This window comes from Novosphingobium sp. KN65.2 (genome assembly GCF_001368935.1).
Classification (GTDB): domain Bacteria; phylum Pseudomonadota; class Alphaproteobacteria; order Sphingomonadales; family Sphingomonadaceae; genus Novosphingobium; species Novosphingobium mathurense.
Map to the genome: position 1 here is coordinate 34759 of NZ_CCBH010000142.1, position 13091 is coordinate 47849.

The 13091-nt window shown below is 64.7% G+C and carries 13 protein-coding genes; 8 read left to right on the forward strand and 5 right to left on the reverse strand.

The features are described from left to right. The first annotated feature begins 23 nt into the window (after positions 1–23). Positions 24–1814, forward strand: coding sequence for an acyl-CoA dehydrogenase C-terminal domain-containing protein (locus tag SPHV1_RS07725; RefSeq protein WP_054945457.1), 1791 nt, complete (start codon positions 24–26; stop codon positions 1812–1814). A gap of 57 nt (positions 1815–1871) precedes the next feature. Here SPHV1_RS07725 and SPHV1_RS07730 read toward each other — a convergent pair whose 3' ends face one another. Both SPHV1_RS07730 and SPHV1_RS07735 read right to left on the reverse strand, forming a co-directional pair. Then, positions 1872–3218: a TldD/PmbA family protein gene (locus SPHV1_RS07730; RefSeq protein ID WP_054945458.1), complete on the reverse strand. Its 1347-nt coding sequence runs from the start codon at positions 3216–3218 to the stop codon at positions 1872–1874. Positions 3219–3357: 139 nt separating this feature from the next. Further along, positions 3358–3738 (reverse strand): hypothetical protein, encoded by a 381-nt coding sequence (locus SPHV1_RS07735; protein WP_231634578.1) that lies wholly within the window; start codon positions 3736–3738, stop codon positions 3358–3360. Positions 3739–3968: 230 nt separating this feature from the next. On the opposite strand from SPHV1_RS07735, the gene lptB reads away from it, so the two are divergent. Both lptB and rpoN read left to right on the forward strand, forming a co-directional pair. Further along, positions 3969–4763, forward strand: a complete 795-nt coding sequence (gene lptB / locus SPHV1_RS07740) for an LPS export ABC transporter ATP-binding protein (protein ID WP_054945459.1) — start codon at positions 3969–3971, stop codon at positions 4761–4763. Positions 4764–4789: 26 nt separating this feature from the next. Further along, positions 4790–6316, forward strand: coding sequence for an RNA polymerase factor sigma-54 (rpoN, locus tag SPHV1_RS07745; RefSeq protein WP_054945460.1), 1527 nt, complete (start codon positions 4790–4792; stop codon positions 6314–6316). Positions 6317–7167: 851 nt separating this feature from the next. Here rpoN and SPHV1_RS07750 read toward each other — a convergent pair. Further along, positions 7168–7896 carry a Crp/Fnr family transcriptional regulator gene (locus SPHV1_RS07750; protein ID WP_054945461.1) on the reverse strand — a complete coding sequence of 243 codons (729 nt, stop codon included), beginning with the start codon at positions 7894–7896 and terminating at the stop codon, positions 7168–7170. 177 nt (positions 7897–8073) lie between these two features. Here SPHV1_RS07750 and SPHV1_RS07755 point away from each other — a divergent pair, with 177 nt between their 5' ends. From SPHV1_RS07755 to SPHV1_RS07775, 5 genes are all read left to right on the forward strand, one after another. Beyond that, positions 8074–8349 (forward strand): metal/formaldehyde-sensitive transcriptional repressor, encoded by a 276-nt coding sequence (locus SPHV1_RS07755; protein WP_054945462.1) that lies wholly within the window; start codon positions 8074–8076, stop codon positions 8347–8349. Positions 8350–8363: 14 nt separating this feature from the next. Continuing rightward, the gene (gene dmeF, locus SPHV1_RS07760) at positions 8364–9311 is read left to right on the forward strand and encodes a CDF family Co(II)/Ni(II) efflux transporter DmeF (protein WP_054945463.1); all 948 of its coding nucleotides are present in this window, start codon (positions 8364–8366) and stop codon (positions 9309–9311) included. 54 nt (positions 9312–9365) lie between these two features. Further along, entirely contained in the window at positions 9366–9950 is a 585-nt protein-coding gene (locus SPHV1_RS07765; protein ID WP_156367284.1) for a hypothetical protein, read from the forward strand. Positions 9951–10166: 216 nt separating this feature from the next. Further along, entirely contained in the window at positions 10167–11321 is a 1155-nt protein-coding gene (locus SPHV1_RS07770) for an aminotransferase class I/II-fold pyridoxal phosphate-dependent enzyme (protein ID WP_054945465.1), read from the forward strand. A 178-nt stretch (positions 11322–11499) separates the two neighbouring features. After that, on the forward strand, positions 11500–11922 hold the full coding sequence (locus SPHV1_RS07775; protein ID WP_054945466.1) for a hypothetical protein: 423 nt from the start codon (positions 11500–11502) through the stop codon (positions 11920–11922). A gap of 24 nt (positions 11923–11946) precedes the next feature. Here SPHV1_RS07775 and SPHV1_RS07780 read toward each other — a convergent pair whose 3' ends face one another. Together SPHV1_RS07780 and fliS are read right to left on the reverse strand one after the other, a co-directional pair. After that, complete coding sequence (locus SPHV1_RS07780) at positions 11947–12549, reverse strand: response regulator transcription factor (RefSeq protein ID WP_054945467.1); 603 nt, start codon at positions 12547–12549, stop codon at positions 11947–11949. 164 nt (positions 12550–12713) lie between these two features. Continuing rightward, the gene (gene fliS / locus SPHV1_RS07785) at positions 12714–13085 is read right to left on the reverse strand and encodes a flagellar export chaperone FliS (protein ID WP_054945468.1); all 372 of its coding nucleotides are present in this window, start codon (positions 13083–13085) and stop codon (positions 12714–12716) included. Positions 13086–13091: the final 6 nt, after the last annotated feature.

Sequence of the window (13091 nt, forward strand, 5' to 3'; positions counted from 1 at the left end):
CGCGCCTGCGAGGAGAGTGAGAAATGCAAGTCTACGAGGCACCCCTGCGCGACATGAAGTTCGTGCTGCACGAGCTTCATCAGGACGACGGCTTCGGCAATCTCGAGGCGCTGGAAGAATTCACCCCCGATCTCGTCGATGCCGTGCTCGAGGAAGCGGCCAAGGTGGCGCAGGAGGTTCTCCTCCCGCTCAACCGCAGCGGCGACGTTGAAGGCTGCACGCTGGAGAACGGCGTGGTGCGCACGCCGCAGGGCTTCAAGGAAGCCTACGAACTGTTCCGCGAGGGTGGCTGGTGCGCGCTGGCGTCCGATCCCGAATGGGGTGGGCAGGGCCTGCCGGAATCGGTCAACAAGATGACCGAGGAAATGATCTGCTCGGCGAACCTGTCGTTCAGTCTCTATCCGGGCCTGACCCACGGCGGCACGACCGCGATCGAGGGCTATGCCAGCGACGAGCTCAAGCAGTTCTACCTGCCCAAGATGGTCTCGGGCACCTGGTCGGGCACCATGTGCCTTACCGAATCGCACTGCGGCACCGATCTGGGCATGCTGCGCACCAAGGCGGTTCCGCAGGATGACGGCAGCTACAAGCTGACCGGCGGCAAGATCTTCATTTCCGCCGGCGAGCATGACCTGACCGAGAACATCATCCACCTCGTCCTCGCGCGGCTTCCCGATGCGCCGGCGGGCGTGAAGGGCATCAGCCTGTTCCTCGTGCCCAAGTACCTGCCCAAGGACGACGGCACGCCCGGGCCTTCGAACGGGGTTTCGGTCGCGGCCATCGAGCACAAGATGGGGCTCAAGGCATCGGCCACCTGCCAGCTCAATTTCGAGGAATCGACCGGCTGGCTGGTCGGCAAGCCCAACAAGGGTCTCGAGGCGATGTTCACGATGATGAACACCGAGCGCGTTTCGGTCGGCGTGCAGGGCCTTGGCGTGGGTGAGGCGGCTTACCAGTCCGCCGTGTGGTACGCGAAGGACCGCCTGCAGGGCCGCTCGCTTTCGGGAGTGAAGAACCCGAACGGCCCGGCTGACCCGATCATCGTACACCCCGACGTGCGGCGCATGCTCATGACGATGCGTGCCTATAACGAAGGCTGCCGTGCCATCTCGGCCTGGGTCAGCCGCGCGCTCGATGCCGAAAAGCACGCCACCGATCCGGAAGTGAAGCAGCGCGCGCAGGACTTTGTCGCGTTGATGACGCCGGTGGTGAAGGCGCTTTTCACCGATCTCGGCTTTGAAACCGCGAACCTTGCCGTGCAGGTCTATGGCGGCCACGGTTACATCGCCGAAAGCGGCGTGGAGCAGTATGTGCGCGATGCGCGCATCGCCATGATCTACGAAGGCACCAATGGCATCCAGGCGCTCGACCTCGTCGGCCGCAAGCTGCCGGCCCACATGGGCCGCTACTTGCGCGCGTTCTTCCACCCGGTCTCACAGTTCATCGAGGCGAACAAGGGCGACGAGACGTTCGGAAAGATGATCGAGGCGCTCGAAAAGGCGTTCGGCGCCCTCCAGCTCTCGACCGCGACGATCGCGCAAAAGGGCATGAAGGACCCCGAAGAGGGCGCTGCCGCGGCTACCGAGTACCTGCGCCTGACCGGCCTTGTCGCGATGGCTTATTGCTTTGCCAAGTCGGCGCTGATCGCGCAGCGCAAGCTGGCAGAAGGCACCGAAGAGGCGGCTTTCTACAAGACCAAGCTGACCACCGCGCAGTTCTACTTCGACCGCATCCTGCCGCAGGCAACCGCGGTCTTCCTGGCAATCAAGGCCGGCAAGGGCTCGATGATGGCGCTTGAGGCCGAAGCGTTCTGATCGTGAACCCTGCGCCGCGCTCCCTTCCTACGGGCGCGGCGCAGGGACGTTCTTCCATCAGTTTCCGGCGATGGTCATGCCGTCGACGCGCAGCGTCGGCACGTTGATCGCGCGGTGCCATTCTAGGTCGCTGGCCGGGGTCATCTGCGCGAACATCTTGAGCAGGTTGCCGGCAATGGTGAATTCGGCGACCGGCCCGGCCAGCTCGCCGTTGACGATGCGGAAGCCCGAAGCGCCTCGGCTGTAGTCTCCCGTTACTCCGTTCACGCCCTGCCCGATCAGTTCGGTCACGTAGATGCCGTCGGCGATGTCCGCCATCAGCTCGGCAGGCGAGAGCGGGCCGGGTTCGAGGTGGATATTGCCCACCGAGATTCCCGGTGCGCCGCCGCCCCCGCGCGAGGCGTGGCCGGTCGGTTCGAGGCCGAGTTGGCGGGCCGCAGCACAGTCGAGCAGCCAACCGGTGATTTTCCCGTCTTCCACGAGATTGCGCGCGCGCGTCGCCAGTCCCTCGCCGTCGAAGGGGCGGGCGCGCAGGCCGCGGGGCCGGTGCGGATCTTCGGCGATCGCGGTGCCCGGTGCGAAGATCTGTTCCCCGAGCCGGTCGAGCAGGAAGCTGGAGCGGCGGGCGATCGCGCTACCCGACATGGCGCCGATCAGATGGCCGACCAGCGTACCCGAGACTCGCGGATCGAACAGGACCGGCATCGGCCCGCTCTTCACCTTGCCCGGTTCGAGGCGGGCGACCGCACGGGTTCCGGCCAGTTCACCGATTTCGCGCGCGCTCGGAAGGTCCTCCACGTGATGCGTCTGACGCCAGGCACTGTCGCGCTGCTTGCCCGCGCCTTCACCGGCAACGACCGAAGCGCTGGTGGAGTGGCTGGACGCGCCATAGGCGCCGGCAAAACCATGGCTGGTCGCCAGTGCGAAGATGCCGAAGCCGGCACTGGCCGAGGCGCCGTCCGAATTGGTCACCCCTTGCACCGCCCGGGCCGCGTCCTCGGCTTCCTCGGCGCGTTCGCGCAGGGCCTGCGGGCTGGGTTCGGCAGGATCGATCAGGTCCAGTTCGGGGAAGGGGCCGTGGGTCAGCAGTTCCTCGGGTGCCAGACCGGCATAGGCGTCTTCCGGCGCCGCGCGGGCCATGTCGATCGCGCGCGCGGCCAGTTCGTCCAGCGCGATGTCCGACAGATCGGACGAACCGATGCTGGCCGAACGGGTGCCGCTGAACACGCGCAGCGAGATATGCTCGCTTTCCGAACGCTCCACATCCTCGAGCTTGCCCAGGCGGATCTGGATGCCTTCCGAGGAACTGGCGCCATAGACGGCATCGGCGGCATCGGCGCCTGCGCGGCGGGCACGCGCAACCAGGTCCTGCGCGCGTTCCTTGGCCTGTTCCGGATTGAGCATTGGACTTCGCAACTCCCTTGAACCGCGCGAAAGCCGGTCCGCGCTGAGGGCAGCCCTAGTCGCCGCGCGGGCCGAGGGCAAATGCGAGATGCATGATCTGTCGGCTGGCGGGGGTGCAGAACCCCGATCGCAGCCTCGCTCAGGCGAAGATCAGGGCGAGGCCCTTGAACAGTCCCGTCAGTACGAAAGGCAGGCCGATGGCCATGGCCCAGAGCACCAGGCGATCACGCCGGTAATAGGGCGCCATGCCCGGATCGTGCGCCTGTTCGTCGGTCAGACGATTCCAGCGCGCTTCGAAGCGGCGGCAGGCCGGGATAATGGCGATGACGAGGATGATCAGCGCAAGATAGGGCAGCAACGAACTGCCATGCGACTTCAGGGCACCGATCGTCACGAAAATCTGCAAGGCGGTATAGACCAGCAGGGCGTAAGCGATGTGGTCGCTCATCTTCTTGCGCCAGTCCACCAGATGCCCGGTGACCGGAGTCATGACGGCCCGATGTCGAGTGGTCTTAACCATCCAGCAGCACTTCCCCTTCAATCCCATCAAGACTAGATCATCAAATTGCGGGAAGATCAAGTTTGACGAAATTTCCGGCAAGGTCTGTTGATGCGGATGGGCGGTAGCCCGAGGGCGATCGGTAAACAGCGCCGGGTAATCAGGTACATGCACGAAACCTGCCAATCTGGGCCTTGAAGGCAAAATGCCGACTTGCCGTTGCCCGGTCGCCTGCGTTAACGCGGTAGCCAATGACGGAAACGACCGAACTTTCGCAGGATCAGAGCTCCAGTGCGGCCGCCGCTTCGGCCGCGGTCGCCGAACGCGGCGGGCTCGAAGTCATCTCCATCGCCAAGAGCTACGACAAGCGCGCGGTCCTTACCGACATCTCGCTTTCGGTGGCGAAAGGCGAAGTGCTGGGCCTGCTCGGTCCAAACGGCGCGGGCAAGACCACCTGCTTCTATTCGATCATGGGACTGGTGCGGCCGGATTCGGGCCGCATCCTCATGGATGGCGTCGACGTCACCCGCTTGCCGATGTACCGCCGCGCGATCCTTGGCCTGGGCTATCTACCGCAGGAAACCTCGATCTTCCGGGGCATGACCGTCGAACAGAACATCAGCGCCGTGCTGGAACTCAACGAGCCGGACAGGGACGTGCGCGATGGGGAACTGGAACGCTTGCTCGACGAATTCGGCCTGACGCGCCTGCGTTCGAGCCCAGCCATGGCCCTGTCGGGCGGTGAGCGCCGCCGCTGCGAAATTGCCCGGGCCCTTGCCGCGAAGCCGTCGATCATGTTGCTTGACGAGCCTTTCGCGGGCATCGACCCGCTGTCGATCGCGGACATCCGCGATCTCGTGAAAGACCTCAAGACTCGCGGAATCGGCGTTCTCATCACCGACCACAACGTGCGCGAAACGCTCGACATCGTCGATCGCGCCTGCATCATCTACGGCGGACAGGTGCTCTTCGCGGGCAGCCCCGAAGCGCTGGTGGCCGACGAGAACGTGCGCAGGCTCTATCTCGGCGAGGGTTTCACGCTGTGAGGCCTGACGCCCAGGAATACTGACGCATGGCGCTGGGGCCCCGGCTAGACCTGAGGCAAAGCCAGTCGCTGGTCATGACGCCGCAACTCCAGCAGGCGATCAAGCTGCTGGCGCTGTCCAATCTCGAAGTCGAAACCTTCATTGGCGAGGCGCTCGACGCCAATCCCCTGCTCGACGTCGGTGCAGAACCGGCAGCGCCCGTGGGCGAAGCCTTGGAAATGCCCGAGGAAGCCCGGCGAACGACGCTGGAAGGCTCCCCCGTCGACCAGTTGATAGGGGAAGGGCGGGCAAGCGACGACCGGCCGCTCGACATCGACGCCGGATCGCTCGACAGAGATCGCGATACAGGTGACGGCGAACTGGCGGCCTACTCGGCTGGCAGCGGCGGCGACAACTGGGCCAGCGAATTCCGCATGGCCGGCGGCGAGGCCGGGCCCGGTATCGAGGATCACGCCGGGGGCGCGGAGTCCCTTGCAGAACACCTGCAGGCGCAAGTGGGGCCCGAAGCGTTCAATCCCGTCGAAGCGGGCATTGCACGCTACATCATTGGCCTGCTCGACGATGCCGGCTATCTCCATGCCGGCCTTGCCGAAATGGCGGCCGATCTCGGCGTGTCCGAGGATGCGGTCGAGGACGCGCTGATCCTTGTCCAGTCGCTGGACCCCACCGGCGTGGGTGCGCGCTCGCTGTCGGAGTGCATCGCCCTGCAGGCGCGCGAGGCGGACCGCTACGATCCGTGCATGGCGCGCCTGATCGAGAACCTCGACCTCGTCGCCAAGGGCGAACTGGCCCGGCTCAAGCGCATGTGCGGTGTCGACGACGAGGATTTCGCCGACATGCTAGCCGAACTGCGCAACTACGATCCCAAGCCGGGCGCGCGCTTCGGCGGGGAGGCGAGCGGGGCCGTCACGCCGGACATCCTCGTGACGCCGCGCAGCGACGGGGGCTGGGACATCGCGCTCAACCAGGCGACCTTGCCGCGCCTGATCGTCAACCGCGGCTATTACGTTGAACTCAAGGGCACTTGCGAGGACAAGACGTCGCGCGCGTGGCTTTCCGAAAAGCTCGCCGATGCCAACTGGCTGATCAAGGCGCTCGACCAGCGGCAGAAGACGATCCTCAAGGTGGCGAGCGAACTGGTGAAGCAGCAGGACGGCTTCTTCCGCCACGGCGTCTCGCAGCTCAAGCCGCTGACCCTGCGCGCCGTGGCAGAAGCGATCGGCATGCATGAATCGACCGTCAGTCGCGTGACTTCGAACAAGTTCCTCAATTGTCCGCGCGGGACTTACGAGCTGAAGTTTTTCTTCAGCTCCGGCGTCAGTGCCGCGGGCGGAGAGGGCGCGGCTTCGGCAGAGGCGGTGAAGGCCGCCATCAAGCAGTTGATCGATGCCGAGGATCCCAAGGCGATCCTGTCCGACGATGCGCTGGTCGACCTGCTCAACGGCAAGGGATTCGCACTGGCAAGGCGAACGGTCGCGAAGTACCGTGAAGCTATCGGGCTGGGCAGTTCGGTTCAGCGCCGCCGCCAGAAGGCTCTTGCTGCAGCGCGGTAAGTAATGAGCAAGATGATATTGAGTACATTTTGCTTATTGCTTGTTTAGCTTAGCAAAAAGTTATACGCATTTTCGCGTATCGTGCTAAATTGTTTGCCTATCAGCTGTGCCGCGACTGCGGATGGTGGGAGCAGGCCGGCCAGTGAAAGAAGGCGCTGGTCATGTCCTGTATTGATCCCAAGTCGGGAACCGATCGGTTGACAAGAGGCAGCGCCTTGGCCGCGCTCGCCCGGCGCAGTGCATGGGCCAGCGGCGATGCGCGGCACGATTTCTTCGGCTGGCTGTTTGCGCAGCGACCGCAGACACTTCGGGTTTCGGACAAGAACAAGAGCTGTTGGGTACCACCTGTCGAGGCACGAGTTGACAGGTGAATCCTGGGGGTCGCCCTGAAAGGGGAGGCTCCGCCGGAGCGACATGTTCCGCACTCAGGTCGCTCCGGCACAGGCTTTCAGGGAGGAACGCCTTGCGATCGCCTCCGATCGCATAGACCCGTAGTGGCGGGTCTACCGGCCCTTCTCGATCTTGTCGGCACCCCTACCGGCATCGTCGGGAAGGGCCATCTCTTGATATCTTCATGGACGGGAAAAGTGGCGGCAGCCGTGTTAGGGATTGGCTCGAGGTATGCGGGCCCGGCTGCCGCCTTAGTCTGCGAGTGATTCCGGATGGAAGGGGGAGACCGAAGGTCGCATGCAAGCCTCCCACTGGCTTCCGGTCGCATCCGAAAGCGGGGTCGCACGCTCCGGACAAGAACCTGTTAACCCTGATTGGGGGCCGGGCGCCGTGACCTAGGTCACAGGGCTGATGTGACTTTTACCACAAAGCCCCGATTGGATGGCTTTCAGGGTGGAAAGTCAGGCCGTGCCGCGGCCGATGCCCGCCTGGTTGGCCCGCTGGATCAGTTCGACGTCCCCGGCCGCGGCGCGCACGATTTCCGCCAGGCGGGCAATGTCGCAGACGATCAGCTTGCGCCCGGTACTGGACGTGATGCCCTGTTCGGCAAGGTAGCGCAGTTCGCGCGTCACGGCCTCGCGGTGGGTGCCGATGCGGTTGGCCAGTTCGGCGTGGGTGGGCGAGGGCGTGATCGTCGCCTCGTTGCCCTCGAAACCCGTATCGAGGCAGAAACGCAGCAGTTCGCAGTGGAGGCGACTGCGTACGGCGAGGGCATTGAGTTCGAAGATCCGTTCGTTGAGCTGACGCAGTATCCGCACCAGGCGCCGGGTCAGCCACTCCGCCGATTCCGGATGGGTGAGCGCCGCTTCGCGAAAGGCCGCGCCGGGAATGCGCGCCAGGCTGGCCTTGGTGGTGGCCATGACCGTTGCCGAGCGCGGCTGGTCGTCGAGCGCGGCGAACTCCCCGACAAGCGCACCGGGGCCGGCATCGCTGAGCGTGATCTCGCGGCCGTTCTGCGAAAGCAGTTCGATCCGCAGCGTGCCTTCGAGGATGACGAAAACGTCGGAAGTCTCGTCCTGGTGGCCCATGACGGTCTGCCCGGCCTTGAACTGCGCAAGGCGCGCCACTGGCGCAACGGCCTCGGCCAGGGGTGCGGGAAGGTGGTGGTCCAGGTCGGACAATTGCGGCATCGATGACCCCAGTTCGTATGGCGAGCCGCTACGCCGCCGAGCCACGGCGGTTCCTGCATCGACCCCTAGATGGCGGCATAATGCCCAAGCCATGCGCGCCTGTCGACTTGCCCCTTGCTCCGTCGCGTATTGGGCGACCTTGCCGAATCGCCATTCTATAGGGTAGGGGGGTACCCTATGGGACATCTCTCCGGCAACAACGACGCCCTTGTCATGCGTGTGCGCCGCCTCATCGGCCAGCTTCAGGCCGTGGAGCGCGCGCTGGTCGGCGGCGAGGACTGCACCAAGACCCTGCATCTGGCCGCCGCGGTGCGCGGCGCGCTGAACGGTCTCATCGACGAACTGATCGAGGCGCACGTGAACGAGCATGTCGCCGCTCCCGAACTCTCGCAGGACGAGCGCGAAGCCGGGGCCGAAGCCCTGCTCGCGGCGATCCGGCGCTACGCGAAATAGAAAGACTGCCGAACATGGCGAGCCAGCCGGAAATAGACCGCTTCATTCACGATCACGACTTCCTCGGCGCGTCGCACGATGCCAATGCGCGGCGCACGCTGTGGGTCGTGGCACTGACCGCCGTCATGATGGTGGGCGAGATCGTTGCCGGATACCTGACCGGATCGATGGCCCTGCTGGCCGACGGCTTCCACATGGCGACCCACGCGGGCGCGCTCAGTGTCGCGGCGATGGCCTATTCCTACGCCCGCCGCCACAAGCGCAATCCGGCTTTCAGCTTCGGGACGGGCAAGGTCGGGGATCTGGCCGGGTTCGCATCGGCGCTGGTGCTGGCGATCTTTGCGCTGGGTATCGGTTTCGAATCCTTCATGCGCCTGCTCAGCCCGGTGCGCGTTGCCTTCGGTGAGGCGACCGTGATCGCGGTGATCGGTCTGGCCGTGAACATCGTCAGCGCCGTGCTGCTTTCGGGCCATCACCACCACGGGCACGACCACGGCCACGACCACGGCCATCATCACGGCCACGGGCATCACCATGGTCACGGACACGGGGACAACAACCTGCGCTCCGCCTACATGCATGTCCTTGCCGATGCTCTGACTTCGGTGCTGGCCATCGCGGCCTTGCTGTCCGGGCGCTATCTCGGCTGGGTCTGGCTCGATCCGGTCATGGGCCTCGTCGGAGCGCTGGTGATTGCCCGCTGGTCGTGGACGCTCATGCGCGACACCGCTTTCGTCCTGCTCGACCGCACCGACGATCATGTGGCGGCGGAAGTGCGCGAACTGGTGGAAGCTCCGGGAGATGCGGTGATCTGCGACCTGCATGTCTGGCGCGTCGGGCCCGACGCCCATGCCGCCATCCTCGGCGTTTCCGTGCAAGAGGAGCGGGTCGATACCGCGGAATTGCGCCGTCGCCTGCAACCGGTGCACGAACTGCGGCACATTACCATCGAGCGGCACTGAGCCCGCGCGTCAGGACGAAGCGTACGGGGGCGTCAGGTCGTCGGACAGTCTTTCTTGCCGTTGCCGTTCTTGCATCCCGGCGGCAGGGTAACCCCGCCGGAAGTGCTGCTGCCCGAGGAACTGCCGGTGCCACCACCCGTGCTGGTCCCGCCTCCGGTCGTGCCTCCGGATGTGGTGCTGCTGCTGGACGTCGTGGTGTTGCCGGAGGTCGATCCTCCAGTGCTGGTCGAACCTCCGGTCGTCGTGCCTCCGCTGGAAGAGCTGGAGCCGCCCGAGCTGCTTCCCCCCGAACTGCTGCCACCATTCGATCCGCCGGATGAACCGCTGCTGGAGCTGCTCCCGCTCGAACCTCCCGAGGACGTGCCGCCCGATGAACTACCGCCGGTCGAGCTTGCGCCCGAACCGCCCGAAGATCCGCTGCCCCCGGAAGTACTGCCGCCGTTGGCTACCGAACTGGCGCCATCGGCCATGGCAAGGTTGATGGACCCGCTCAGCGCCAGTGCTGCGATCGCGATGCCGCCGCCGGCCATCGCCAGCAGCAGGGCGTACTCGGCCGCCGATCCGGCCGTTCGGTCGCGTAGAAAGCGTAAGATCATCATGGCCCCGTCAATCAAGCGGCAAGCGGCCGGTTCGCCGTAACCTCCGCTTGCCCGCCATCAACATGATGCGAAACGCCGCTTCGTGCTCTGACTAACTTGTATGAGTGACGCCGTTTCAACTTATCTCTGAAATCCAGCAATTTATCGGATCTGAGAAGGTAGGATGGTACTACCATCGAAGTATATCGTAGGGCACCGAACCAAGGTTTTTGGGCTCGCGCTTGTGCAAGCGGGGCAGCAAGCCTAGCAACCGCACATGGTTGCAAAAGTCGAACCCTTCCACGCCATGGCGATCGGCCGCCTTGCCTACGAGCTTGCCGAAGGCGGCCGCGATGTCATCCACATGGAATATGGCCAGCCTTCCACCGGCGCGCCGGCCGCGGCCATCGCCAAGGCACACGAGGTGCTGGACAGCGAGCCTGGCGGGTACTGGGAGAACATCGCCCTGCTCGATCGCATCGCCCGCCATTACGACGATGCCTATGATGTCAAGGTCGACCGGGAGCAGGTGATCCTGACCTGCGGGGCTTCCCCTGCCTTCGTTCTCGCGCTCACCAGCCTGTTCGAGCCGGGCGCGCGTGTCGCGCTCGCCCGGCCGGGGTACGTGGCCTACCGCAATACCCTGAAGACGCTCTATCTCGAGCCGGTCGAAGTCGCCTGCGGCCCGGCCGAGCGCTACCAGATCACGGCAGCCGCGCTCGATGCACTGGACCCGGTGCCGGACGGTCTGATCGTTGCCAGCCCGGCCAATCCAACCGGCACGATCATTGCGCCCGGCGAACTGGCGGCGATAGCCGAAGTCTGCCGTCGCAAGGGCATCCGGATCGTTTCGGACGAGATCTACCACGGGCTGAGCTACACCCAGTCCGCGCAGTCGATGCTGCAATACGCGCCGGACGCCGTCGTGGTGAACAGCTTCTCCAAGTACTACTCGATGGCCGGATGGCGGCTGGGCTGGCTGCTCGTTCCGCCCGATCTCGTCGGGGTTGCGCGGGCGCGGATGTCGAACCTGTTCCTGACGCCCTCGGTCCTTGCCCAGCACGCAGGGCTGGTTGCCTTCGATTGCCGGGACGAATTGGAGGGTCATGTCGAGGTCTATGCCCGCAACCGGGAACTCCTGCTGGCCGCGCTGCCACGCCTGGGGCTGCAGAAGATCGCGCCGCCCGACGGGGCCTTCTACATCTATGCCGATGTCAGTCATCTGACCGACGATTGCCTGGCCCTCTGCCAGCAATTGCTGCGCGATACCGGTGTTGCGACGGCGCCGGGCATCGATTTCGACCCGGTCGACGGTCATCGTTTCATGCGCTTCAGCTTTGCGGTCTCCACGCCGCTGGTTGAGGAAGCGATCGAGCGCATGGTGCCGTGGTTCGAGGAGCGCGCCCGCGTGGCCAACGCCGCTGCGCGTTGATGCAATCCTACCCCACGTAAGACGTGAATCGCTGCTTCACCTTGTGCAGTCATGCTGTAGCAAGGTGGGACGGCGCCTTATGTTGCGCGGAATCTGCGGATTGACAGTCGGCCCTTCATGTCGTCTGGCGGGTGCGGGGCGATGGCAAAACGGGTCGGGCACAGTGATTGATCGGACAATGGATTGGGAAGTCTGGACGGCCAGACTTCGGGATTTCCTGAACGACTGCGTCGGCAGCGACGCAGCTGAGGAAAGCGATCGCATTCGCGAGGCTGGACTGCTGCTGCAGGGAACGCCGCTGGGGATGAAACACGAACTCGATCTCAACGCGATCGAGGCGATGCTGGCCAGCGGCGCAGCGGAAAGCGCCGTACTGGCGATACTGGGGCCGGATATCGCCTTCATGCTGTCGCGCGGCGGCAGCGGTTCTTGTCTGGCCACGGTCGTCATGGACGATGAGTCCGAGGAAATGATTTCCGAAGGCGCGACCGTCGCGCTTGCCCTGCTGGCGGCGCATGTTTCCCTGTTGCTTGCGCGTCTGGAATTCGACGGGCAGGATCTGGAAACCATCGAAGTCCCGCCCGCCGCGCGCCTCCACTGACCGGTAGCCATCGGGCGCCGTACCCTACTTGATCAGGGCTGCCTCTATGGCGATGCGGATGGCGTCGGAGGTATGGCTGGCGCCAAGCTTGGTCAGCATGTTGGCACGGTGAATCTCTACCGTGCGTGGACTGATCGAGAGCCTTTCGCCGATCAGCCGGTTGGACAGCCCGCTCGCCACACCGCTCAGCACTTCCCTTTCGCGGCGGCTCAGTCGGTCGATCCGCGCCCGGGCCATCACTTCGCGCAGCTTGGCGTGGCCGAAGGCATCCGTGCGCCGGATCGCGCGGTCGAGTGAGGCGTTCAGTTCATCTGCCGTGATCGGCCAGCCGACATAGTCGATCGCCCCGTCGAGTACGGCCTGGACGATCCGCGGCGGCGAAGGAAATTCGCTGAAGGCGATGATCGGAAACCATTCGCCGTGCCTTGCCATCTGTTCGATCAGGCTGGAAATGGCCCCGGCCTGTTCGTGCAGGAGGACAACGCCCCCGCGGGGCCATGCGGCGCCCAGTTCCGAGATGTTCTCGAACGGTTCGACATGGATCTGGGCCGTTGAAAGGGCATGGCTGATCGTGGCGCGACGGCGGGTGTCGCCGTCGATCAGGATCAGGTTGGAAATGCGTTCCACTGCAGTCTCCCCACCGGTTTGCCCTTAGGGGTTTACGCGCAGTCGCAGGGCACGGGTGGGACGATGCCACCGATTTCGAGGAGATTTGGGCTTGTTGTTTCCCGCAGAGGAGAAACGCTAAGGTGAGGGCAACCGAAACCGTGCGATCTCGGCTGTTGCCCTGCTCAGCCTGCCTGCAGCGCCTGCCCGATTTCCATGAAATCGGTGCGCAGCGTGTCGATCGTTTGCGGATTGAAGTTCACGGCATTGTCCAGCAGCGTTCGGCGTGCCGACTCGTAGAGATGGTTGAGCGCCGCAGCCATGTCGCTCTCGCCCGAGACGCCAAGCTGCAATGCAGTGACGGCGGTGAGCGCACGGGTCATCGAACGGCTCTTGAGGCTGTTGTCGCCGTTGGAATTGGCGTGGATCGCCGTGCCCAGCGCGCTGACGAGATGCTCGTAGCACAAGTGGACCAGTTCGCTCGGCGTGGCGCCCTTGACGCGGGCGTCGAAATCGACGCGGCGGTAGGCTTCGTGAGGGGATCGGTGGGCCAGCATGACGGT

Bases quoted from the DNA above. Each gene is read 5' to 3' on its own strand.
- rpoN (WP_054945460.1), top strand. From the start codon at position 4,790: ATGGCGCTGGGGCCCCGGCTAGACCTGAGGCAAAGCCAGTCGCTGGTC.
- lptB (WP_054945459.1), top strand. From the start codon at position 3,969: ATGACGGAAACGACCGAACTTTCGCAGGATCAGAGCTCCAGTGCGGCC.
- SPHV1_RS07725 (WP_054945457.1), top strand. From the start codon at position 24: ATGCAAGTCTACGAGGCACCCCTGCGCGACATGAAGTTCGTGCTGCAC.
- SPHV1_RS07755 (WP_054945462.1), top strand. From the start codon at position 8,074: ATGGGACATCTCTCCGGCAACAACGACGCCCTTGTCATGCGTGTGCGC.
- dmeF (WP_054945463.1), top strand. From the start codon at position 8,364: ATGGCGAGCCAGCCGGAAATAGACCGCTTCATTCACGATCACGACTTC.
- SPHV1_RS07775 (WP_054945466.1), top strand. From the start codon at position 11,500: ATGGATTGGGAAGTCTGGACGGCCAGACTTCGGGATTTCCTGAACGAC.
- fliS (WP_054945468.1), bottom strand. From the start codon at position 13,085: ATGCTGGCCCACCGATCCCCTCACGAAGCCTACCGCCGCGTCGATTTC.
- SPHV1_RS07770 (WP_054945465.1), top strand. From the start codon at position 10,167: ATGGTTGCAAAAGTCGAACCCTTCCACGCCATGGCGATCGGCCGCCTT.
- SPHV1_RS07750 (WP_054945461.1), bottom strand. From the start codon at position 7,896: ATGCCGCAATTGTCCGACCTGGACCACCACCTTCCCGCACCCCTGGCC.
- SPHV1_RS07730 (WP_054945458.1), bottom strand. From the start codon at position 3,218: ATGCTCAATCCGGAACAGGCCAAGGAACGCGCGCAGGACCTGGTTGCG.
- SPHV1_RS07735 (WP_231634578.1), bottom strand. From the start codon at position 3,738: ATGGTTAAGACCACTCGACATCGGGCCGTCATGACTCCGGTCACCGGG.